At 45.7% G+C, this 20,761-nt stretch carries 24 protein-coding genes, 4 tRNA genes, 1 rRNA gene and 1 pseudogene; 3 read left to right on the top strand and 27 right to left on the bottom strand.

Annotated elements, in window-relative coordinates:
- Positions 1–240 precede the first annotated feature (240 nt).
- The 12 genes and pseudogenes from F4V51_RS08220 to F4V51_RS08170 all read right to left on the bottom strand — a co-directional run bounded on the left by F4V51_RS08220 (position 241) and on the right by F4V51_RS08170 (position 9,671).
- Positions 241–2,166 carry an FtsX-like permease family protein gene (locus F4V51_RS08220; protein ID WP_153977612.1) on the bottom strand — a complete coding sequence of 642 codons (1,926 nt, stop codon included), beginning with the start codon at positions 2,164–2,166 and terminating at the stop codon, positions 241–243.
- Positions 2,163–2,918 carry an ABC transporter ATP-binding protein gene (locus F4V51_RS08215; protein ID WP_153977611.1) on the bottom strand — a complete coding sequence of 252 codons (756 nt, stop codon included), beginning with the start codon at positions 2,916–2,918 and terminating at the stop codon, positions 2,163–2,165. The genes F4V51_RS08220 and F4V51_RS08215 overlap by 4 nt, the downstream gene beginning before the upstream one ends.
- A gap of 100 nt (positions 2,919–3,018) precedes the next feature.
- Entirely contained in the window at positions 3,019–4,023 is a 1,005-nt protein-coding gene (locus tag F4V51_RS08210) for a sensor histidine kinase (RefSeq protein WP_153977610.1), read from the bottom strand.
- Positions 4,020–4,709, bottom strand: a complete 690-nt coding sequence (locus F4V51_RS08205; protein ID WP_153977609.1) for a response regulator transcription factor — start codon at positions 4,707–4,709, stop codon at positions 4,020–4,022. The genes F4V51_RS08210 and F4V51_RS08205 overlap by 4 nt, the downstream gene beginning before the upstream one ends.
- A gap of 105 nt (positions 4,710–4,814) precedes the next feature.
- Complete coding sequence (locus F4V51_RS08200) at positions 4,815–5,537, bottom strand: class I SAM-dependent methyltransferase (protein WP_153977608.1); 723 nt, start codon at positions 5,535–5,537, stop codon at positions 4,815–4,817.
- Positions 5,538–5,834: 297 nt separating this feature from the next.
- A complete protein-coding gene (locus F4V51_RS08195; RefSeq protein ID WP_153977607.1) occupies positions 5,835–6,347 on the bottom strand; it encodes a GNAT family N-acetyltransferase in 513 nt (170 codons plus the stop codon).
- The gene (locus F4V51_RS08190) at positions 6,344–6,847 is read right to left on the bottom strand and encodes an NUDIX domain-containing protein (RefSeq protein WP_153977606.1); all 504 of its coding nucleotides are present in this window, start codon (positions 6,845–6,847) and stop codon (positions 6,344–6,346) included. Before F4V51_RS08190 ends, F4V51_RS08195 begins: the two co-directional genes overlap by 4 nt.
- A gap of 18 nt (positions 6,848–6,865) precedes the next feature.
- Positions 6,866–7,390 (bottom strand): YfiT family bacillithiol transferase, encoded by a 525-nt coding sequence (locus tag F4V51_RS28955; RefSeq protein ID WP_201281209.1) that lies wholly within the window; start codon positions 7,388–7,390, stop codon positions 6,866–6,868.
- Between the two features lie 90 nt (positions 7,391–7,480).
- Positions 7,481–7,915: pseudogene (locus F4V51_RS28950) on the bottom strand (GNAT family N-acetyltransferase); the annotation flags it as partial.
- A gap of 23 nt (positions 7,916–7,938) precedes the next feature.
- Positions 7,939–8,490 (bottom strand): hypothetical protein, encoded by a 552-nt coding sequence (locus tag F4V51_RS08180; protein WP_153977605.1) that lies wholly within the window; start codon positions 8,488–8,490, stop codon positions 7,939–7,941.
- A gap of 20 nt (positions 8,491–8,510) precedes the next feature.
- On the bottom strand, positions 8,511–8,954 hold the full coding sequence (locus tag F4V51_RS08175) for a hypothetical protein (RefSeq protein WP_153977604.1): 444 nt from the start codon (positions 8,952–8,954) through the stop codon (positions 8,511–8,513).
- 30 nt (positions 8,955–8,984) lie between these two features.
- A complete protein-coding gene (locus tag F4V51_RS08170; RefSeq protein WP_153977603.1) occupies positions 8,985–9,671 on the bottom strand; it encodes a class I SAM-dependent methyltransferase in 687 nt (228 codons plus the stop codon).
- A 226-nt stretch (positions 9,672–9,897) separates the two neighbouring features.
- Here F4V51_RS08170 and F4V51_RS08165 point away from each other — a divergent pair, with 226 nt between their 5' ends.
- Entirely contained in the window at positions 9,898–10,671 is a 774-nt protein-coding gene (locus tag F4V51_RS08165) for a sporulation protein (protein WP_153977602.1), read from the top strand.
- A 169-nt stretch (positions 10,672–10,840) separates the two neighbouring features.
- Positions 10,841–12,214 (top strand): hydroxysqualene dehydroxylase, encoded by a 1,374-nt coding sequence (locus tag F4V51_RS08160; RefSeq protein ID WP_236146723.1) that lies wholly within the window; start codon positions 10,841–10,843, stop codon positions 12,212–12,214.
- A gap of 107 nt (positions 12,215–12,321) precedes the next feature.
- Here the strand turns inward: F4V51_RS08160 and F4V51_RS08155 are convergent, their stop codons facing one another.
- Positions 12,322–12,612, bottom strand: a complete 291-nt coding sequence (locus F4V51_RS08155) for a hypothetical protein (RefSeq protein WP_153977601.1) — start codon at positions 12,610–12,612, stop codon at positions 12,322–12,324.
- A gap of 102 nt (positions 12,613–12,714) precedes the next feature.
- Positions 12,715–13,284, bottom strand: a complete 570-nt coding sequence (locus F4V51_RS08150) for a DMP19 family protein (RefSeq protein ID WP_153977600.1) — start codon at positions 13,282–13,284, stop codon at positions 12,715–12,717.
- A 227-nt stretch (positions 13,285–13,511) separates the two neighbouring features.
- Between F4V51_RS08150 and F4V51_RS08145 the strand changes: the two genes are divergently transcribed.
- Positions 13,512–14,672: a glycosyltransferase family 4 protein gene (locus tag F4V51_RS08145; RefSeq protein ID WP_236146722.1), complete on the top strand. Its 1,161-nt coding sequence runs from the start codon at positions 13,512–13,514 to the stop codon at positions 14,670–14,672.
- 95 nt (positions 14,673–14,767) lie between these two features.
- Here F4V51_RS08145 and F4V51_RS08140 read toward each other — a convergent pair whose 3' ends face one another.
- The 13 genes from F4V51_RS08140 to rrf all read right to left on the bottom strand — a co-directional run bounded on the left by F4V51_RS08140 (position 14,768) and on the right by rrf (position 20,639).
- Positions 14,768–15,430, bottom strand: coding sequence for an HAD family hydrolase (locus tag F4V51_RS08140; protein ID WP_153977599.1), 663 nt, complete (start codon positions 15,428–15,430; stop codon positions 14,768–14,770).
- A gap of 50 nt (positions 15,431–15,480) precedes the next feature.
- Complete coding sequence (locus F4V51_RS08135; RefSeq protein ID WP_153977598.1) at positions 15,481–15,624, bottom strand: hypothetical protein; 144 nt, start codon at positions 15,622–15,624, stop codon at positions 15,481–15,483.
- Positions 15,625–15,696: 72 nt separating this feature from the next.
- Positions 15,697–16,473, bottom strand: coding sequence for a Cof-type HAD-IIB family hydrolase (locus F4V51_RS08130; RefSeq protein WP_153977597.1), 777 nt, complete (start codon positions 16,471–16,473; stop codon positions 15,697–15,699).
- A gap of 145 nt (positions 16,474–16,618) precedes the next feature.
- Positions 16,619–17,188, bottom strand: coding sequence for a GNAT family N-acetyltransferase (locus F4V51_RS08125; protein ID WP_153977596.1), 570 nt, complete (start codon positions 17,186–17,188; stop codon positions 16,619–16,621).
- A 32-nt stretch (positions 17,189–17,220) separates the two neighbouring features.
- Positions 17,221–17,637, bottom strand: a complete 417-nt coding sequence (locus F4V51_RS08120) for a YhfM domain-containing protein (protein WP_153977595.1) — start codon at positions 17,635–17,637, stop codon at positions 17,221–17,223.
- A 17-nt stretch (positions 17,638–17,654) separates the two neighbouring features.
- Positions 17,655–18,356 carry a hypothetical protein gene (locus tag F4V51_RS08115; protein ID WP_153977594.1) on the bottom strand — a complete coding sequence of 234 codons (702 nt, stop codon included), beginning with the start codon at positions 18,354–18,356 and terminating at the stop codon, positions 17,655–17,657.
- Between the two features lie 87 nt (positions 18,357–18,443).
- Positions 18,444–19,223, bottom strand: coding sequence for a hypothetical protein (locus F4V51_RS08110; protein WP_153977593.1), 780 nt, complete (start codon positions 19,221–19,223; stop codon positions 18,444–18,446).
- A gap of 109 nt (positions 19,224–19,332) precedes the next feature.
- Complete coding sequence (locus F4V51_RS28815; protein ID WP_167301692.1) at positions 19,333–19,485, bottom strand: hypothetical protein; 153 nt, start codon at positions 19,483–19,485, stop codon at positions 19,333–19,335.
- Positions 19,486–20,000: 515 nt separating this feature from the next.
- A tRNA-Lys gene (locus F4V51_RS08105) sits at positions 20,001–20,073 on the bottom strand.
- Positions 20,074–20,082: 9 nt separating this feature from the next.
- Positions 20,083–20,156 (bottom strand) — tRNA-Trp (locus tag F4V51_RS08100).
- A 4-nt stretch (positions 20,157–20,160) separates the two neighbouring features.
- Positions 20,161–20,236: transfer RNA gene (locus F4V51_RS08095), tRNA-Val, on the bottom strand.
- Between the two features lie 124 nt (positions 20,237–20,360).
- Positions 20,361–20,432, bottom strand: a tRNA-Glu gene (locus F4V51_RS08090).
- Positions 20,433–20,522: 90 nt separating this feature from the next.
- A 5S ribosomal RNA gene (gene rrf / locus F4V51_RS08085) occupies positions 20,523–20,639 on the bottom strand.
- Between the last annotated feature and the right edge of the window lie 122 nt (positions 20,640–20,761).

Here is a 20,761-nt window from a genome sequence, read left to right as displayed (position 1 = left end):
GGGTATATTTTGATTGTGTCATCTAAACCTACACAAGAAACTAGCCAGCATACGATATGGACATGCAAAACATTTTTATATTGACAGGTTCAACACAGAGTCGGATTTCCTTGTTTATAGAATGGAGCAACTGCTTGATATAGCGGAATCAATTCCTTTTTCCTGATAACAAAAAGGCCAGGCTGCAGAGAGACAGTCTGACCTTTTTACGTGATATTTTGCCACATCATTCATTCCGATCTACAACGCTTCCTTAATAACCCGCTTGTAATACCACACCGATAACAGTCCAAAGATGGAATACAGCAGTGTATACAGAATCATGACAATGATTGTTGGTGTCACCAGTTCCGTACCGAAGAAGAACCACCCGGATTTCACCGCAAAATAGCTATGACTCAATCCCACCACCAGCGGAATTCCGAAATTGAAGACCTGCTTGAGTTGAATGCCGTGCAGCAGATTGCCCTGTGTGAATCCGAGTTTGCGCAGGATGGTATAGCTCGGTTTTTCTTCTTCACTTTCATTCATTTGTTTAAAGTATAAGATACATCCAGAAGTAATCAGGAAGGTCAGACCAAGGAATCCGACAATGAACATAATCAGCCCCATACTGGTGCGTTGGTTATTTCTGAACTCGATCTGCGAGAAGCTTGGGGTCGTAAGCTGCTGTTCTTGGAAAACGCCATAAGCCTCTTCTGCTTGTTTCTCGTTCACAATGCGCACACCATAGTAATCCGTCGGCTCGCCTTCTTGCAAGGAAGGATCCAGATCCTTCTGAAGCTGCTGATAGACCGTGTCATCCACCACAGCTACGGGTGTGCCCTTGGTATAGTATACGGGAAGGACTCCCTGTTTGGTTGTACCGACCAGCTGTTGATCGATGGTTTGATTCAAGCCATGCAGAACGATTGAACCCTTTTCCTGAATGGAAATCATCTGCTTAATAACATTACCGTACCCCATAAAGATCACTTCACCGGGCTTCAGATCCATATCATCGACCATGCTGTCACTGACCACGCTGCTGAACAGAAGCTCTCCTTTTAATGAATCGTCCATTACTACGCTGGCATCGATTTCAATATAGATGGGCTGTCTGTGCTTCACCTCGTATGGGATCTGTTTCTCCTCAAGCTCTGCTACAAAGCGATTTTTTACACTCGCCTGAGCAAAAGAGAAATCTTCCGGCAGGCTCTCTTTGGCTTGCGCTTCAGCCGAATAGTATGAAATATAACTCAGTGACAGCATACCGATGGCAAGTGCGGACACTGTCGTAATAATCGTAAGCAGCAGCGCATTCGACTTCATACGGAACATGATCGAGGATAGCGACAAGACTTCATGGATGGAAAGGTAGCCGTTTTTGCTTTTGCGAATCAGATTAAATATAAAACTGACTGAACCTTTGTAGAACAGATACGTCCCCAGGATGACCGAAAACAGGATCAGGAGCATCATGTACATCAGCTGCTGCATATCCAGTGCATGGCCGCTGAACATTCTTGCGGATAATACGTATCCGAACACAATCAGGACAATACCCAGAATGCCGATGATGATCTGTGCGATAGACATCTTCTGCACCTGCTGCTCAGCCTTGGCCGTTACCCGAAAGAGCGAGAGAATACTCTGTGCCTTGATAAAGGTATAATTCATCAGCATGATAAGCAAATACAGCACTGCAAACACAATCAGGGTTTGGACCAAGGCCATCGGAGAGAAATACAGTTTCGTTATCGCATCAATGCCAAGGATCTTGAACAAAATCATCAGCACCAGCTTGGAACCAAGGAAACCGATCAGAACACCGAGCGCCATGGAGCCAAAATAGAGAATGCAATTTTCTGTACTCAGAATGCCAAAGATTTTTCCTTTCGTCAGCCCAATCAACTGAAATAAACCAATCTCCTTGCTCCGTCTCTTAATAAAGATGGTGTTGGCGTAAAGCAGGAAAATGCCCACAATGACGATCAATAATACGGAAGACGTACCAATCGCCGCCGCTCCTTTGGTCGAGGCCGCCACTTCATCCATGGAAGGATCATACTGCAGCGTCACAAATGAAAAATATAAAGCCACGCTAAAAATAAGCGCAAATACATATAAATAATAGCTCTTCAGGTTCTTTCTCAGATTGCGGAAGATGATGTAACGCAAGCTCATTGCTGCACACCACCCAACACGCCTTGGGTTTTGATAATGTCGTTGAAGAAGGACTGACGGGACTCGTCTCCTTTATTCAATTGAGTGTAGATCTGCCCGTCCCGGATGAAAATCACCCTGCTGCAATAACTCGCGGCAACCGGATCGTGAGTGACCATCACAATGGTAGCCTGATGCTTGATATTCATTTCGCTTAATTTGCCAAGCAGATCCGAAGCTGATTTGGAGTCCAGTGCGCCTGTCGGCTCATCGGCAAATATGATGCTCGGATCATGAACAAAGGCTCGCGCAGCCGAGGTGCGCTGTTTCTGACCACCCGAAATTTCGGATGGGTATTTGTCTTTTAGTTCATAGATGCCCAGTTCACGAGCAATTTGTTCGAACTTCCGATGTGCTTCCTGCTTAGGCACGCTCGTGATGGAAAGCGGCAGCATCACATTTTCCTTCACGGTGAGTGTATCCAGCAAATTATATTCCTGAAAAATAAAACCAAGATGATGTTTGCGAAATTCAGCAAGCTGCTTCTCCTTCATCCCGGTGAACTCCTTGCCTTCGATCTCAATGGATCCCTGACTTACCCGGTCTATCGAAGAGAGCACATTAAGTAATGTCGTTTTCCCTGAACCCGACGGTCCCATGATGCCTACAAATTCTCCTCTGCCAACCCCGAGATCTATCCCTTTCAGCACTTCCTGCTTATTCAGTTTGTTGCCATATACTTTGCTAATTTTTTTGGCTTCCAGTATCCACATATCCCACACACTCTCCTTTGGTATATGTCTATCATAGGCGGGATCTGCCAACTTATCGTGCGATTCACCGAACAAAACGAAAAAGCATGTGACATTGTTGTCACACGCCCGCAAGATGCACCATGTCGTTTTTCCGGGGGAAGGTTAATTTAACGGTTGTGCCTTCGCCGGGAGCAGACTCAACGTGAATGTCCATATGAAGCGTTTGGGCCACCTGCCGGGTCAAGTACAGCCCCATTCCGGTAGCCGCACCTTCCAGCCTGCCTCGGGTTGAGGTGAAGCCTTTATCGAAGATACGGGGTAAATCCTGCGCTTCAATCCCACGTCCGTGGTCCTGAATCGACAGAACGTGATGTCCTTCCTGCTCCCAGCTTTCGATGATAATATCCGAGGATTCACTGTATTTCACCGCATTGCTTAGCAGCTGCCTTATCATAAAACTCAGCCATTTACTGTCGGTCAGAACACGCGTAACCCCTAGAGACACATCGAAACCGATGCCTTTGGAAATGCACCAGGATTTCAAGGCTCGAATCTCTGCATTCAAAATCGGTTCAAGCTCCGTCTCTTCGATAAAAAGATCGTTATGCATAAATGGAATTCGCTTCTGATGCAGCTGTTGATCGAGCAGTTGATGAATTCGCAGCCACTCGTACGTCATCTGATTCCGCAGTTTCTCATCCGGGGTACGTTCGATCATTAACTGCAGCGCCGTGAGCGGTGTCTTCACTTCATGGATCCAGGATAACATCTGGTCCTTCTCCTGCTCGAGCAGAATCAGACTGGATGACGATTCCTTCCGATAGCGCTCGGTCTGAGAGGTTACGGCATCCTGCACGATAAGCTCGTAGGGACTTTCGGCTGTATCCAGATCTGCCAGATCATAGGTATGGTCCCAGGTCGTTAGTTTTTTATAAAAACGGGTCTCCCTCGGATATCTCGCCCAGATAAACACAATGCAAATCACCACATTCAGGATAACCACGTATGCCAAGGATTGTAGGGGTATGGAAGAGTCCATATAGGCAACAAACAAAATGATGAACTGCATGGCTACCAGCAGCAAGATCCAGCTGAGCTTTTCTCTGATGTATTTGCCGATCATGCTTCGGCCTCTTCTGTTGCCATATATCCCTGTCCCACTTTCGTTTCGATATACCCATCCAGCCCGATTGACTCGAGCTTCTTCCGAAGCCGATTGACGTTGACCGTCAGCGTGTTATCACTCACAAAGTGTTCATGATCCCACAAGCTTCGAATCAGTTCCTCACGGGTGACAATCTGATTTTTGTGCTCTACCAGCACTTTGAGAATAAACATCTCGTTTTTGGTCAAAAGAACCGCTTCAGAACCCAGCGTAAGTGTATTCTTCACATATTCTATCGCTGCCCCGCGCCAGGTTCGAAGTTCGATGCGTTCCGTGTTGTAGTTATACACCCTCCGCAATGTGGCCTGGATTTTCGCGATTAAGACGTCGAAATGGAAGGGCTTCTGGATAAAATCATCCGCTCCCAGGTGCATGGACATGACCATATCCGTAGGATGATCCCGTGAGGACAAAAAGATAATGGGCACGTTCGAGTGAGCACGAATCATTCGGCACCAGTGAAAACCGTCATACTTGGGCAATTGTATATCAATGATGACCAGCTGCGGTTGAACGTCGCTATACTCCTGCATCACTTTGCCGAAATCCTGTATGCCATATATGTCATAAGACCATTGGGACAGCCTTTCCTTGATCTCGCTGAATAAGGATTCATCGTCTTCTATGAGCATAATTTTAAACAAGGTCCTTCACCACATTTCCGTTCTTCTAAGGCTGGAATGAGTTAATTACGAATGAACTAATCCCATCTCAGTATGTTGTCAGTTTACAGCGAAGTTGAAGTTAGATCAAAGGGAAAGTGGTTTTCTCCATAAGGTCACCCACAGGATCGACAGGCCGAAACGATGATCTTCCTTACCCATTGCCTGCATCGGGCGCAGCTCCACGCATTCAAACGGATCTTCCAGCAAATAAAGAAGCTTCTCCTCTGTAAAAGCCAGTCCACCCTTCATGGATCGCTCTTGATACACTTCCCAGTCATTCATCACAGTCTCGGGTCCTCCCAACCCTCCAAAACCGGGAGCAAAACATGTCATGCCAAAATAACCCCCAGGCTTGAGTGCATCGGTAATCATCTGAATGTAAGGGATACGCTGGTGTGGCAGCAAGTGGTGCAAACAGCCGGAATCATAGACAAGGTCATACTCCTGCTGCGGTTCTAGTTCAAATACGGATCGGCATTCAAAGTTCACATCCAACTGCATTTCGGCAGCTCGTTCCTTGGCCCATGCAATTGCTGTTTCGGAAAGGTCATACGCATCGACGCTGTACCCTGCCTGTGTCAAATAGAGTGCATTCCGCCCGGGTCCGCACCCAAGCTCCATTGCTTTTTCGCCCGTAAGTAAACCCGAATTCACTTGCTCAACCAGATTCTCATCAGGCTTGTTAGGGAAAAAGGGAATCGGACGATCCCGATCTTCATAGAATGGCTCCCAGAATTGCTTCGCTGATCTAAACTCTGCATCCAGCATATCATACAGATCCTGTACATTTTTAATCGTCTTTTCCAACGCAATACCCCTCCTTGAATTCCGCCAAAAAGTGCTTCTGCCTAATTTCTCTTATTTATGAAACTAATCGTTAGTTATCCAGGCAAACCCCATGATATCTAGCCGTTTAACTCATCATATTGCTTCAAAACCATACACTATATTATACCATTTTTTCCGAATATATCTCTATCTTTCTTGTGCGTTACAATAGGTAGAGCTTTGATAATATGAGTAAAAAAACAGGACTTATCGCAGGAGATTTATCTCTGCTTAAGCCCTGTTTTTACTGCTACGCTCAAATGTATATTATTAATTTTAAACCGTTCTCAATTTCTTCGTTAAATAAAGAACGACGTCATCATCAATGATGGTTTCATCCCCTGGCATAAGGTAGCGATCATGCTTGTGAATTCCCCTACCATCCGGGATATATCCGCGGCGCGCATACAGAATCTGGGCTTTGCCATAATCGGTGAATACGCCAACCCCAATCCCTGCTATATCCGTACGTTCTTGAATCAATTCCTCCGCGCAATCCATTAATCGTGAACCTATGCCTTGACGCTGATATTGGATCAGCACATTGAAATCATTAATTTCAGGGATTCCCTGCTCCTTGAACGATGGGTATGGTGAATTCCATAGGACATTGACGTATCCCGCAAATGCTCCTTCCAGCTCGGCGACCAATGTGACGCGTTCACCCTTTTCCTGTTCTGCCAGGTAGTGAAGGTACTGTTCCACAGGTTTGACCCAGCCTTGTTTCTGGAATGCCTGAGAGATTAAGACTGGATCATGCTCATTCAACATTCGGATATGTATGTTCATTTTGTCTCTCCCTTACAACATCGTTTAGATTTTAGTAACGCACCCGTTAAATCCATATCATACTGGATAGTTCCCTTGGAGGGATACGCTGTCCATTGCTCCAAAAAAGTATAGAACATTTCTCCAAAGCTCATGCCCGAAGGTAAGGCATCTACCAATTTAAGCCCTCCAATTTCATGATTCGGAAGCTCAAAAGACATAGAGTTGAACTCGTCAACAGAGGCATAATAAACCATACCGAGGTTTCCATTCATTTTGTAAATACCAAAAGGCTCAAGATTGAACCTTATTGCTCCTGTCTCTTCGTAGAGTTCCCTGCCTGCAGCGTTCAGCGGAGTTTCACCTGGTTCACAAGTGCCCCCCGGAAACTCCCATCCTTTGCGTTTATTGTTATAAACAACTACGTATTTCTCCTGAAACTGTGTAACCATAATCACGAATGCAATTCCTCGTTCAGGCTGCTCCATTTCATTCAAATAAAACCATTTCGGCTCTTTCACAATAGCTGCACCTCTCTGTTAGATCCCCAGCCTTTTTCTGAGCGAAGTGATATGGGCAACATGGTGTCTGCCATGCCAGGAGTAAACCCCCAGGTTGTAATCCAGTCTCGTCGTTTCCTGCGAACCCGGATGATAGAATTGTTTAGCATAATCCTCATCGGATAATGTATGCAGCAGTGCAACCCAGCGTCGATGGAGCGCATCCAGTATTTGCAGGGAGAACTCAATATCCAATTCCCTTGAATCGTTTAGCTCTGCCCAACGCTCTTCATAATAAGGTCTTATCGTTGGTGTGTCCTCGGTGAGAGCCAGTTTGAAACGGATCATGCTGTTCATGTGACTGTCTGCCATATGGTGTATAACCTGCTTGAGCATCCATCCACCTTCCCGGTAGGGCAGACTTAATTGCTCGTCACTTAATCCTTTTACAGCCTCTCTCGCACGTTCTGGAAGCTCGGCAATATCCTGAATCCACTGCTCCCTCTGGGGGGCTGTAATTTCGCCGGTATGTTCGAATATGCCTATCGGGTAACGCAAATCCATTCTCCATTCCTCCTTGTCATATTCCATCAACCAACAGTCTCTCATTTGACCTTCGTGCAGCTCATGTTCCCTCAACAGCCTGATTTTTCTGAACCCGCATTTCTCATAACAAGCGATGGCCCGTACGTTCCATGTCTGGGGATCCATCACCACTTTCTTCGCCAGCTTCTCATCTATTAAATAGGCTACCATAGATTGCACAAGTTTTGTGCCCATACCTGTATTCCAGTACGCTACATCGCCTATGAATTGATCTGTTCCATAGATCGTCACATCCGTATCTCCATAGCCATATTCATTTCGTTCATCTTCTTCAAGTTCATAAAATTGAATATAGCCTATAGGCCTACCATCCACCTCAATCAGGCAACGACTCGTGGCATCCTCCTGTCTGTAAAAATGTTCTCTTACCCGCTCCAGATCATGCGGCTGATCTCGTCCCTCGTAATATTGCAGTACTGCCGGGTCAGACAGCCACTGAACCAGATGAACTTCGTCTGCTTTTTCCAACAATCGTACAGTCATCTCATTGGATCGGTATATTGACTTCACTCCACACTCTCCTTAATCATCACCATGTGCTCTTTCTTGACCCAATTTAGAGTTTTTCCGAGTACCTTCTCTTGATGCACATAATAGATCTGGGGATCATTTATTGAATGAACATTCTCACCCAATGGAGAGATCGTGAAGCGCACTCTATAAGTACCTGCTTCATCAGGTATGGACAATCCCGTGAAATTTCCATTTTCGTTAGTCGTATTAATATCCTCATCCTGCAACGCTTGATGAACGAGCTGTTCCAATTCGCCTGATGTGCCCACAGAAGGAGGCATGAAATATGAATCGTCCAATTCCTCATTGAAAGACAGATTGCCCCAACCGAAAACCACGGGGTATACCATGTGAATTCCATTGTCTTCTTTGGTACGAGTGATCTGCATATCCACCTCATACTTATCCGTATCGACCTGACGAATGGTGCCTTTCATGCTGACATCCTGCTCCTTCAGACTGGGGACCAAGTTATTGTAGATAAGCAGGACAAGAACAACTACAATAGCGATCCCCGTGATCCAGAATATGGTTTGTTTTCGCATTGGTCCACCCCCCTGACTGCTTAGCTGCTTTTTTGCAAGATTTCATACTCCGATAAGGACTGTGTCAACCGATCCAATTCGGGAGATGCCGTCCAGTCACTTGCGGTGTTGATCCCGTATTTGATGGTATGTATTACACTGCCCGCAGACATGTACAGATTGTGATGAACCCCCGGTTGAACAACAATGTGTTGTCCTTCTGTAACAATCCGAAGATGTAAAATGGATTGGCCTTCTTTATATGATGCGTAAGCAATCCAGCCAGCTTGAACGAGATAATGCTCGGTCACATGCAGATGAAGATGGCTGTTCTGCCATGCTCCTTCGCGAGAGGCAACCGTTCTACAATAATAGCTCCCGTCATCTGCTATCATTTTATATTTACATTCTCTATTGTCCATCTGCTCGTAAAATACTTTAACATCGTCTTCAAGCTGCAGTTCCTTCGTTTTGTTTCGATTCATATCATTGCACCTCAAACTGATAAATTGTTATCATATGGCGGTTTTTACCGCCTTCCAGATGTACTTGTGCTCTCGCACAGCAATTCTTCCGTTCATGTGATGCTCCTGGATTTTCACCTGTAATTGTTCCCGATACTCGGGCAGTGTGTAATCTGGATTGCCTGGAACATCGGAGAGAAAAAGTGCAAATTCCTGTTCATTCGGGAAAATCATGAACGCCTCATTGAACTCCTCAATCTCAATCTGCTCGTATCGGTTGCGCAGCAATCGTTCCTTCACCTTGCTTACGTCTGTATGTATGCCGAAGATCATGCCGCCACTTCGCAGCACTCTTCCATGTTCAATGATGGAAGTAGGCCCTCTGCGGTCATAGATCAGATCAAACTGTTCATTTTCAAAAGGGACTTCGGTCTTCGTTGTGGCATACACAAACTCAACATTGTTCACTTCGCTTGCCGCTTCAAGTGCAGCCTGAGCGATATGAAGCAGCTCCTTGGAATTATCAAAACCGGTAATATGACGGGTATATGCCGACATTTTCAGTGTAAAATCCCCATCACCACAGCCCGCATCGAGCACGGATTGATGCTCATAAAGCAACCGGATCAACCGTTCTTCAAAAATGTGCTCTGCCGATTGACCTTCCCAGGTATATGTAGACCTTGCCTTATACCCTCCGTTTCGCAGGGCGATCATATCGTACCAATCCATTCCCATCGTTACAGCTCCTTCCAGAAGGAAATTCCTAATTAAACAATATTCGACATCTGGAGTTCGTTTCTCCTGTCTTTTCACTATATTATTTTTGGACTAAGCGAGTGCTTTGCTCGTTCTGAACAGCCATTCACAACAAATTTGAAACGACTATCTCATCGATTCCGTATTAAGGTCGAAGTCATATTATTTTCCATGTATAAACCATTATGATCTGGAGGTTAAACGGATGTCTTTTTTCAAGAAAATGTTAGCCAGTGTAGGTGTGGGAGCAGCAAAGGTCAACACGGAACTCGATACACCAGAGGTCGAGCCAGGAGGAGTCCTTAAGGGAACCGTATATATTCAAGCTGGAGATGTGGAACAAAATGTGGACCGGATCTATCTGACCATCAACACGCATTACATAAGAGAACGTGATGATCGCAAAGTAAGGGAAACAGCCGTGGTGGCCAAATATTTGCTGACCGAAGGATTTACACTTCAACCTGGGACGAAGCTTGAGAAGCAGTTCTCGTTCGACCTGCCAGAAAACCTTCCAATCACGCTCCATAGCGCAGAGGTCTGGGTAGAGACCGGCCTGGATATCTCAAGTGCCGTTGACCCTTCAGATAGGGACAGACTTCGCGTTGTGCCCACTCAAAATATGCGTACCGTGCTGGATGCCATCGACATTCTTGGTTTCCGGCTGCGGGAAGTAACCAATGACTATGCTCCAAGACTTGGCGGCAATCTGCCATTTGTACAGGAGTTTGAGTTTGTGCCTACAAACAAGTTCAGAGGATACCTGGATGAACTGGAAGTGCTGTTCTATCCGATGGGCGATTCCATGGAATTGCTGCTGCAGATCGACCGAAGAGCACGTGGTCTTGGCGGCATTTTTGCAGAAGCGATGGGTACGGATGAAAGCTTCGTACGTTTGCATCTCTACGACAGACATTTGGAGCGAGGAGCTCACTCTGTAGCCCAAGGTCTTGAAGAAGTCATTTCCAAGCATCTATAAATTCAATTCTTGTCGTAAATCAACAGCTCTCAGGCTGCATTTCATGCGGTCAGAGGGCTGTTTTTTCATTTGTTGATTAATTAATAGCCTCCTACGGGATCTTCTTGATCAGCTTGCCTGCTGGAAATAATGGGTATATTAAATAAAAAACAGAGGAGGCGAGTTTCACTTGAGTGCACAACGTGAGAATCAGGAAAAGAACGAAGATTCAACGATTATCATTGGCGCAGGCCTGGCTGGTTTAAGCTGTGCCTTTGAACTTGCGGACCACGGAAAGCCCGTACTGATCCTCGAAGCAGCCCCATATGTTGGTGGACGCACAGGTAATTGGGAAGAGCGCGGGATGGAAGTGGAATCGGGATTTCATAAATTCATTGGATATTATAAAGAATTGCCAAAATTACTTGAACGGGCAGGCATAGATTTGGATCAGATGCTGGCGTGGGAAACAACCATGCAAGTCCGCCATCCTGATGCTGAGGAGTACGGTGATTTTGGACTGGACATTATCCATGCTCCTCTTAAAACATTATCAGGCGTACTAGGCAACAATGATTTTATTACACCTAGCGATAAGGCCTCCCTTGTCCCGTTTCTGACTGCAGGGTTCAAGGACTGCGTCTCCCGCCCTGAAGAACTGGATGAGATCTCGCTGCTTGATTATGCAAAACAGCATGGAGTAAACGAGCAGGCGCTGGAGCGCATCGTTGAACCGTTATCTTCCGGCATTTTCTTCATGCCTCTTGAGCAATATTCGGCATACGCCTTCTTCGGCCTCTTTCTTCCGGGCATCCCGCGAATTCATAAAATGCGGATTGGCGCCTTCACCGGGGGCATGACGGATGTGATGTGCACTCCTCTTGCAGCAGCAATCGAGCAAAAAGGAGGGCAAATTCGAACCAACGCCCCTGTAACCCGATTGTTAGTTGGAGCGAATGGTTTGGAAGGTGTGGAATTAAAAGATGGTGAACAAATTAAAGCGAAGCGAATCGTCGTGGCCGCCAATATCCGTCGTTCCCAGCAATTGCTTGAGGAGCATTTCAGTGAGCATGAATGGTTCCAACCTTTCCTGACCCTGGAAGCGATGCCGCATGTTACGGTACAATTCGAATCGGCACTTCCTCTTCTGCCCGAAGACCGGACAACCTTTGGACCCGGTACTGATGTTGGTTCGTTCGGAGAACAATCCCGCACTACGTTTCGTGGACGACCTGGGAGAGCTTCCATCATTATGGTTAACCCGGATGAGCTGATTGATCTGCCAGATGAGGAAGTCTGGCATCGGGCTCGGAAAGGCCTTGCTGCCATCGGACTTCATGAAGGGGTCTCATCCGTAACCGAGTATCGTATTGTACGAGGAAATGAAAACTTTTATCGAATCGCCCCAGGCAATGAACGCAAGCGTCCCGAACAGGTGACTCCAATCCGTGGACTCTATCTTGCTGGTGATTATACCAAACAGCCCATGTTTACCACGATGGAAGGCGCCGTGTTATCTGGTCAGAAGGCAGCAGCTGGCATTCTGAAGGAAGCGACTGAATAATCATCTGGCTTGCTAATATCGATACAGCAAAATGGGCAGCCTTCGCCGTCATGACCTGACGAGCCGGGCTGCCCTTGGTGTATAGAAAAAATAAGATCTCATAAACTCTAAGAACGTTGCTTTCTCTTCATGAGGCCTGACCGGATTCCATAATAAGCGGCGGCAAACAGGATAGAACCAACCCCATAGAGAAGAATCAAGCTCGCATCCCATCGAACGATAGCTCCAAAGGCAACTTGGGTTTGCAAGTTAGTAGCCGATGAATAGCTATCTGACATATCAGGTACGTAAGTCGCTGTCATCCACATACCTTGAACTACCTTCCAACCGATCAAACCCAAAATCATGAACAGTGTAACCAGCAATGATTCAACGCACAAACGCTTATTGATCCTCATCCGTTGGCCCCCTTATACACGGTGTGTTTATCCATCAGTGTGGATAAAATAAGATCCACTACATCACCTGTCTTTTATGGTAGCTCTCCCCGTGAACTGAATTTAATTCTTCAATATGTGCTCGATTTCCTGTCTTAAGCTGTCTTTGTTATTGTCCACATATTGATACAGAAGATCGAATACCTCTTCATTATCTTCCTGCATGCTCAAGCTTCCGGCTTGCAATTCTACCCGCTGCAAGACTTCATGAATGTGCGGCCCATGTGTTTTCAGCGACGTGGCTACATCGTGCTCAGACAATGCATTCACATTCTGCCTCAGTTGCTCGGAAGTGACGCCACTCCCGGATAATTCGTGCTGGATACTCTTCAGGATCTCGGCATCAGCCTCGTTCCCGATCCGCTGCATCGCGGTTATCGTTTCCTGCAGGAATCCTCCACTTGCATTCTCCAAAAATCCAGTCATGCCGTTCATGGACAGCTCGGTATCCAGATCAATAATCAGGATAACGTCACGCAGAACCTGCGGAAGTTCAGGCCCACATTCACGAATGGTTGCAAACTCCGCACGGTATAGATCCATGGCCACACTCCCCACCACTTCTTCCCCAGACATGGCTTCAAGCTGATCCAAAGGCAATAATTGTTGTAATTCTTCCTGTAAGGTATTCATCCATTTCCTCCTATATACACTAGACCCATTTGCGGTCCAAACAACCTCTCGGTCGTTTGAACTTTTATATCATAGCAGAATAACCTATTTTAATTGAATACATTCATCATTTCTCCTGGACAGGCTATCTTCAAATTTACATAGAGTGTCTTGAAGTTAACCTTCATTTGACCTGCGGAAAACGATCCATTGTTATGATCTTCACATCAAGAGTCATGGGAGGGGTAATGATGCGCCTGGCCTTGTTTACCGACACCTACATTCCCGAAACCAATGGTGTTGCCGGTACGCTGCACCGCCTGAGTAATCACATGAACCGCAGAGGTATCGAACATCTGCTGTTTACTCCGATGTCTGTCATTGATGGCAGCGACTCCGCTTCGGTACGAGCGGTCGCCAATATCCCCTTTTTTCTGTATCCGGAATGTCGGATCGCCTTACCTAACCGGACCTCCATCCATCAACAGCTGCAAGCTTTTGAGCCAGATCTGCTGCACATCGCCACACCTTTCAATATGGGACTTCTCGGTCTCAAGTATGCACTCAAGCATCAACGGCCTCATGTGGTCTCCTATCATACCCACTTCGATCGCTACCTCGAATATTACCGATTGAAAAGCATGATTCCTCTCTATTGGAAGTACATCAAATGGTTTCATCGATCCGCCGATGCCACCCTGGCACCGTCCTTGGAAACTTTAAACACACTCCAGTCGCAAGGTATTCAGCGTCTCAAGCTCTGGTCACGCGGCATTGACTGCGATCTATATGCACCAGATAAACGAAGAGATGCGATTCGTACTCGCTACAATATAACAGCCCCTCTTATTTTACTCTACGTTGGACGAATTGCCCCAGAAAAGGATATCGCTACGCTCACATCTGCCATGCAGCATCTGCCTGAACACATGCAATCCCGTGTACATTGGCTCATTGTTGGGGACGGACCCCTGCTTCCCAAAATGCGTTCGCAATGCCCGCCGAATGTGACATTTACCGGTTATATGCATGGCGAAGAGCTTGCTGCTATGTATGCTTCTTCGGATTGGTTTGTGTTTCCTTCCTGTACAGAAACTTTTGGAAATGTGGTGCTGGAAGCGATGGCTTCCGGACTGCCTGTTCTTGCTGCAAATGCGGGAGGGGTGAAGGATCTGGTGATGCATCACCGCAGTGGTGTTTTGTTTGAGCCGGGCAATTCCGAGGCCCTGATTCGTGAGATATGTCTCTGGGGCGATCACTTGGATCAGCTTCAGTTAATGGGTCTGGAAGGCAGGAAGCTGGCTCTCCAGCGATCCTGGGAGCATATTTTTGACGGATTGATCAGGGACTACGAAGAAGCTATTGAGAACCGCAGCACACGCTCGAAGTCTCGAATCATAACAGCCTGAACCTTGTTAGATAGACAATGCTTGAATTTGAAGTCGGTAATGCTAGAAAAAGTGGGGATGCAGCCAGCATCCTCACTCTTTCAACTATTCCTTTCTTATAGCAAGGGCAGCAATTCACGCAGATGCGTGATAGAATGCAGAGGACGGGCCGTGATGCTATCCTGCCAAGGCTGGTTGACTTTCATCCAGATGGTGTTCATGCCTACATTGGCAGCTCCCTCAACATCGTTCGTCGGATGATCTCCTATGTAAATGCACTGCTCGGGAGACAGACCGAAATGATCGAGTGCTAGTCGAAATATCTGCGGATCGGGCTTTTTCACCCCAGCTTCTTCCGAAACAATAATCAGGTCAAAATCATCTCGAATTCCAAGCTGATCGATTTTGCCATACTGTATATCTGTTTTGCCATTGGTGATTAATCCGGTTTGATATTTGCTTCGGAGCTGCTGCACCACTTCCCGCGCCTCTTCCATCAGCACCGCGCTTCTTACGTACTCCTTGCCATAGAACTCCATAAGCTCATCATGTGGCGGATACACGAACCAAGGCAGCTCCTGCAGCAATTCATGGAATAGAAGCGGTTTATCCTTATAACCATCTTGATCAAGTTCAATAATTCGTTGACTGATATTATCGGTAGTTTCCAGATGGCTGAAGTATGTCTTTAACAGGCTTTGGGTAAATCCCTCGAAAGTTCGCGTTCTGTTCAAAATGGTATTGTCCAAGTCAAAAATAATGGCTTTAATCTGGTCCATTGTACTTCACCCCCCTTAGCTTTGCCTTAAATTTCGTAAATCGTCCCTCGCTAGGAGTCTTTCTCCAAAAATTGCTCCAGCTTCTGATTTATTCGGGCTTGCTCCTGCATTATTTTTTTGGTTTTCACTTCGATGCTAAGTAACGTGACTGTCATGACCAAGATACACACCAAAAGAATCAATTCTTCGATCACCCTCACCTCTTTATCTACCATTTTATATTAAAATCCATATTAAGGATATATTTTACATTAAATCCTTGTTGCTCATATCAGCTTAAACTTCTTCAATGCATGGGTGACTCCGTCCTCACTCGCCTTTAGAGTAACGTAATCTGCGCTTTGTTTAAGACGTTCTCCCCCATTTCCCATTGCGACCCCGAGGCCAACAAACTCTAGCAGATCAATATCATTCTCTCCATCACCGAAGGCCATGGCTTCCTTTCTGGTCAGATGGAGATAGTCAAGGACTCTCGCAGCAGCTGCAGATTTGGATACTTCGTTTTCTTCCAGCACATTGAACACATACGGATGAAATCTCACAAAGCGCAATGAAGAAAATCTGTCCTGAAATTTCTCTGCCTCTGTCTCATCCGCATATAAGCACATGCAAACCACTTCCTGCTCCAAAGAATCCATTTTCTGCGGAGAATGCGTTACGCCAAGGGTTTCCTGCAAGGCTCCTATGACGCGGACATCCTTGGCACATACACCATTCATTGCAAACGACTCTGTAAAATAGGAAATGCTGTGATTGTTCAATTCGGCAAATTCACTTAATTCCCGGACCATCTCTCCAGAGAGCACGGACTTATGTATAATCTCATCCCCGATTTTGATCAATGCCCCATTGGCTGAAATAATGGTATCAATCCCCAAATCAATGAACTCCTCACACAAACTGTAGGGCCTGCCTGTGACAAGCACCACCCGTATGCCTTTATGTATCAATTCGCGAATGGAATCCGACGTAGATGATGATAAACCACGGTCTGTTTCGCTCAACAATGTACCGTCTACATCGAAGAACACAATTCGAATCAAACGTTCTTCCCCCTAATCTGCATAAATTGAATTGAATACACTATGGAAGACAAACCTCAACAGAAAGACTCCTCTTATTTTGAATGTCTCACTTCTTAAAAGAGATGACCCCTGTGCAATCCAGGCTGTCATCTCTTTGGGGCTTCTAATTTGCTGCAAAATCCTCTACACTGCATAACCACACCATATGGTCCGTTCCCTCGCCCCAGTAGTTGTGTGCCACGGTGTAGGGCTCTCCAAACTTTCGCTTCCACTTCTTCTGCGCGGTCCGGTAACCGCTATCCAGGCAAAATTGCTTAACCCCTCGCTTCTGAAGTTCAGTTGCGAGCGCCCGAATGAGCATCGAGCCCAGTCCCTGACCTTGAACTTCCGGCAGTATGTATAAGCTACCCAATTCTCCGATATGATTCAGTCGATTCTCACTGAGAATTCGGATCTCCTCACCGCAGGGCGCATATGAAATCGTCCCAACGACGTTATTTCCGCGTTTAGCCAGCAGAAAAAAAGATCCGGCATCAATAGACTCACTAGACTTGTCCGGATGTAATGTTGATTGAAGCAGCGACTTTTTATGTTCAATTTCATCCTTAATATCATCTTGAAGTGAACCCAGTCCCTCTTGATTAAACGCCTGCGTAATGGAACGTTCAAACACCAGGTAGGCACCTTCCACATCTGTTGAATTTAAGGGTTGAGTGATAGTTAGTTGATCCATATATAACGGTCTCTCCATTTCATGATGTCTGATTAATCAGAATGCTTCTCAATTAATGCTCTTAGTTGATTTGCATACTCTAGCGATATGCTATATCCTGTGGTGGTGTCTATCCCGTCTACCAACAGGGCCTTCATTTCAGGATCAGTACCTATTGAAAAATCATATTTGGTCACGGAATGATCCGTATTTATTATACTCATCTTGTATTCCGCGGCATAATTCAGATTTCCGGGTAAAAGTTCCGCGTTTTCTATCGCATTCATGATCACCCGAACTTCGCTATGCTCATCGAACTGAATATCTTGGCAAGCTTCAAATGTGTAATCGGGGTTACAGGTTAAAGTGATGAGCGAGGGAAGATTTTCATCTGAACCAGAAGTATCGGTATGTGTGCAGCTCGCAAGGATAACAGCGAACAAACATAAGAGCAGTGCTCCTTTTTTCATCCGCAAACACCCCCTCGTTATCTTCCCATATCCACATTCAGATGCTGCAGCTCAGGGTCCCAAGATTGGAATAACAAGCTCAACCGCTGCACCGTATCGGTCACAAACGCCTGTACCAAATCATCAGTCAAGTATGTGGGCACGATTCCGGGCTCATTGGCCTGCTCGTTAAAAAATGAAATTGTACGATCCCTCCAGCGCAGAATCTCTTCTGCGGTTAAACGACCCTCGACATCATAACTCAGAGTATTTTTAAGCATATCCCATGCATCCCGACTCCAACTAGCATAGTGATAGAGGTTAAAATCAATCTGATCCGTCTCCTGGTAGTACAAACGGCCAAGTTCATCCTTGGTTCGCTTCACATCGTTGGTTTCATCCGTGCTGGTGACTCGTTCCACAAATTTAGGATACACACTCCGGAACCAGTAATAATCCGTCATGCAATGCATGAAATAACCGCGTACAAACCACTTCCAGCCTTCATCTGAACGTTGTTGAATATAGACGGAGTATAGCTCTTGTAAACGTGCGATATATTTCTCGTCATCCTTAGGGTTGAAGTGAGTGTATTCCTTGTCCTCCCTCGTTGTACCCTCACGCATGTGAATGGAATCCGGTGCGATATTCCCAAGATAGAATGAACCTTGTTCAACACGTTCTGGAGTGGCATCAGCAAATAGCACAGCGACATGTAAGTGAACCATAGGCAATGGCATGGAATATTCTCCTTTACACAAGAGTCTGCTGCTCATAGAACCGATAAGAAACATTACTTAACAGCATTTAGCCGAGGAAAAGCAAATTCATCCCTGAACTCGTTCTAACAGAATTGTATTAAACAACTGTTCCAAATCTGTATGAAGAGCCGGCTGTTCACGAACCAACAGACTGATGTACTCCGATCCGCACTCATAGAAAACCAGACGGTTATAAGGGGCTGCGTCCCCCCAATGATTCAATTCCAGCCCGAATTTTTCTCGTATCCGATTCTCGATATATCGCGCATAGCCTTCGTTCCACTCCAGCCAGTTCCAGTACTCTCCTTGTTCCTCTGTTAAAGAGCTGAATAACGCTTTTCTTGCTGATTGTACCTCGACTACATCCCCGCTCTTTAAGGCAATCAACAGTGAATTGATCCGCTGGATCACATTCTCATCCTCATAAGGGAATTCGTAATCCAGCTCCCATGTCACACGTTTAATCTTCTCCATCCTATGTTTAATGGGAAGACGATTTCCGATCTCCCCATATTTCTCATGGACATAACAATGAACATACTCGTGAAACAGAAACACTTTCTGCTCAAAATTTTGGAAGGCGGAGTCTGTCACAATTGCACACATTCGTGCGTTCATATGGTGCACTGGCATGGCTGCCAGACACTCGTCAGGGATATTTAGATCATCCGGAACAGTTTTCACCCATTCATACTGCCCTTTCTCTACCGAGTAATCATACATATATAATAGGGCTTCAAATGCAACAACCACAGGATAATGCTCTGCAAATAAAGGATGTATGCTGACCAAGTCTTTTTGAAGCTCGTTCAACTCGTTGATTTGTTCTAAGAAAGTATCCACCATGTCATTTGCCCTCTCTTTACTTCATTGATGTATTAATCATACTAAACTAGTAGAAATAAAACACTGAGAGAAAAATGATAATCTTGTGGTTGGTTGATTCATGATAGAATTAGAAACGTCCCCCACGTTTCTCGCTTAGATAGATATCCAGTGCTTGGATTCCACGTTGAGCGAGTTTTATAAACAGGATAAGAGCATACAGACCCAATCCGTATAACGCCAAGTTAAATATAATTGCAAAGGATGACACTATTGAAAACAATACTTTTTCCTCCTAATCCACCTGATCAAAGCAAAAATGTCTAAGCTACAGGCACGTTATTTTTTAATTATCATTCCTATTCTAGCATATTTTCCCTGAAATCACTTTCAAGAGGATTAATGAGTAACACTACCCCAGTACATGCTCGCGTACAACCGACTAACGTATAGCAAACTAACATTACGTTTTCAGTAGTTCAATAATCGCAGTTCTTCGGACAGCCCGTAAATATTTATGCAGTCATTAATATTTTTCAAAGCCTCGATGCTCTTCACATTTGGGGACTTCAATATCGTCTCGTATACTTGGCTTCGTCTTACTCTTCTTTATCGTTACATGCCATAGAGTTTGAGAATACACGAAAAAACCCTTGAGTTTTCCTCAAGGGTTTCTTATATTCAGCAGACTCCATCGTTAGTGTAGTTTACTCTCAGCTAAACTAACCATGGTCCATTTTGATAATTTTAGAAGTTACACGCCGGATGAATGATCGCCCGACACGGAGATAGAAAAAATGAGCCATGAAGGGCTCGAACCTTCGACACCCTGATTAAAAGTCAGGTGCTCTACCAACTGAGCTAATGGCTCATAATAAAATGGCAGGGGCAGCAGGAATTGAACCCACACCAACGGTTTTGGAGACCGTTGTTCTACCTTTAAACTATGCCCCTATAATGGTGGAGGCTGAGGGGCTCGAACCCCCGACCCTCTGCTTGTAAGGCAGATGCTCTCCCAGCTGAGCTAAGCCTCCATATCTATGACCCGTAGGGGATACTCTCACTTCGCTCGAGACTGCGCAGCAGTTGCTAACGATGATGATCCTCCGACGAACCTTTGGGATTCTCATTCCCTTGTTGCTTTAAGAAGTAAAGTTATGACCCGTAGGGGATTCGAACCCCTGTTACCTCCGTGAAAGGGAGGTGTCTTAACCCCTTGACCAACGGGCCTTAATAGCTCTCAACAAACAAGAAGCTGTAAAATATACCAACTGGGCTTTTGGATCATATGAGCCAAAAAAAATACCCCAGTGGGGTTTCGCTTGGCAGCGTCCTACTCTCCCAGGACCCTTCGGTCCAAGTACCATCGGCGCTAGAGGGCTTAACGGTCGTGTTCGGGATGGGTACGTGTGGAACCCCTCCGCCATCGCCACCAAACGAGCATTTGTGTAACAAATGCGTTCGCGTTCCATTCGGTCCTACACATCGGTGTGGATGAATGGTTCAGCGTCTGTGGAACTGAAAATCATACACACATTGGAGTGTTGTACCGATTTTCA

Source organism: Paenibacillus xylanilyticus (genome assembly GCF_009664365.1).
Taxonomy (GTDB): Bacteria; Bacillota; Bacilli; order Paenibacillales; family Paenibacillaceae; genus Paenibacillus; species Paenibacillus xylanilyticus_A.
This window is presented reverse-complemented; position numbering and strand designations above follow the sequence as displayed.

Excerpts from the sequence above, each read along its gene's own strand:
- F4V51_RS08220 (WP_153977612.1), bottom strand. The coding sequence starts at position 2,166 with ATGAGCTTGCGTTACATCATCTTCCGCAATCTGAGAAAGAACCTGAAG.
- F4V51_RS08215 (WP_153977611.1), bottom strand. The coding sequence starts at position 2,918 with ATGTGGATACTGGAAGCCAAAAAAATTAGCAAAGTATATGGCAACAAA.
- F4V51_RS08210 (WP_153977610.1), bottom strand. The coding sequence starts at position 4,023 with ATGATCGGCAAATACATCAGAGAAAAGCTCAGCTGGATCTTGCTGCTG.
- F4V51_RS08195 (WP_153977607.1), bottom strand. The coding sequence starts at position 6,347 with ATGAACATACATATCCGAATGTTGAATGAGCATGATCCAGTCTTAATC.
- F4V51_RS28955 (WP_201281209.1), bottom strand. The coding sequence starts at position 7,390 with ATGGATTTGCGTTACCCGATAGGCATATTCGAACATACCGGCGAAATT.
- F4V51_RS08180 (WP_153977605.1), bottom strand. The coding sequence starts at position 8,490 with ATGCGAAAACAAACCATATTCTGGATCACGGGGATCGCTATTGTAGTT.
- F4V51_RS08175 (WP_153977604.1), bottom strand. The coding sequence starts at position 8,954 with ATGAATCGAAACAAAACGAAGGAACTGCAGCTTGAAGACGATGTTAAA.
- F4V51_RS08170 (WP_153977603.1), bottom strand. The coding sequence starts at position 9,671 with ATGGGAATGGATTGGTACGATATGATCGCCCTGCGAAACGGAGGGTAT.
- F4V51_RS08165 (WP_153977602.1), top strand. The coding sequence starts at position 9,898 with ATGTCTTTTTTCAAGAAAATGTTAGCCAGTGTAGGTGTGGGAGCAGCA.
- F4V51_RS08155 (WP_153977601.1), bottom strand. The coding sequence starts at position 12,612 with ATGAGGATCAATAAGCGTTTGTGCGTTGAATCATTGCTGGTTACACTG.
- F4V51_RS08150 (WP_153977600.1), bottom strand. The coding sequence starts at position 13,284 with ATGAATACCTTACAGGAAGAATTACAACAATTATTGCCTTTGGATCAG.
- F4V51_RS08145 (WP_236146722.1), top strand. The coding sequence starts at position 13,512 with ATGATGCGCCTGGCCTTGTTTACCGACACCTACATTCCCGAAACCAAT.
- F4V51_RS08140 (WP_153977599.1), bottom strand. The coding sequence starts at position 15,430 with ATGGACCAGATTAAAGCCATTATTTTTGACTTGGACAATACCATTTTG.
- F4V51_RS08125 (WP_153977596.1), bottom strand. The coding sequence starts at position 17,188 with ATGGATCAACTAACTATCACTCAACCCTTAAATTCAACAGATGTGGAA.
- F4V51_RS08120 (WP_153977595.1), bottom strand. The coding sequence starts at position 17,637 with ATGAAAAAAGGAGCACTGCTCTTATGTTTGTTCGCTGTTATCCTTGCG.
- F4V51_RS08115 (WP_153977594.1), bottom strand. The coding sequence starts at position 18,356 with ATGCCATTGCCTATGGTTCACTTACATGTCGCTGTGCTATTTGCTGAT.
- F4V51_RS08110 (WP_153977593.1), bottom strand. The coding sequence starts at position 19,223 with ATGGTGGATACTTTCTTAGAACAAATCAACGAGTTGAACGAGCTTCAA.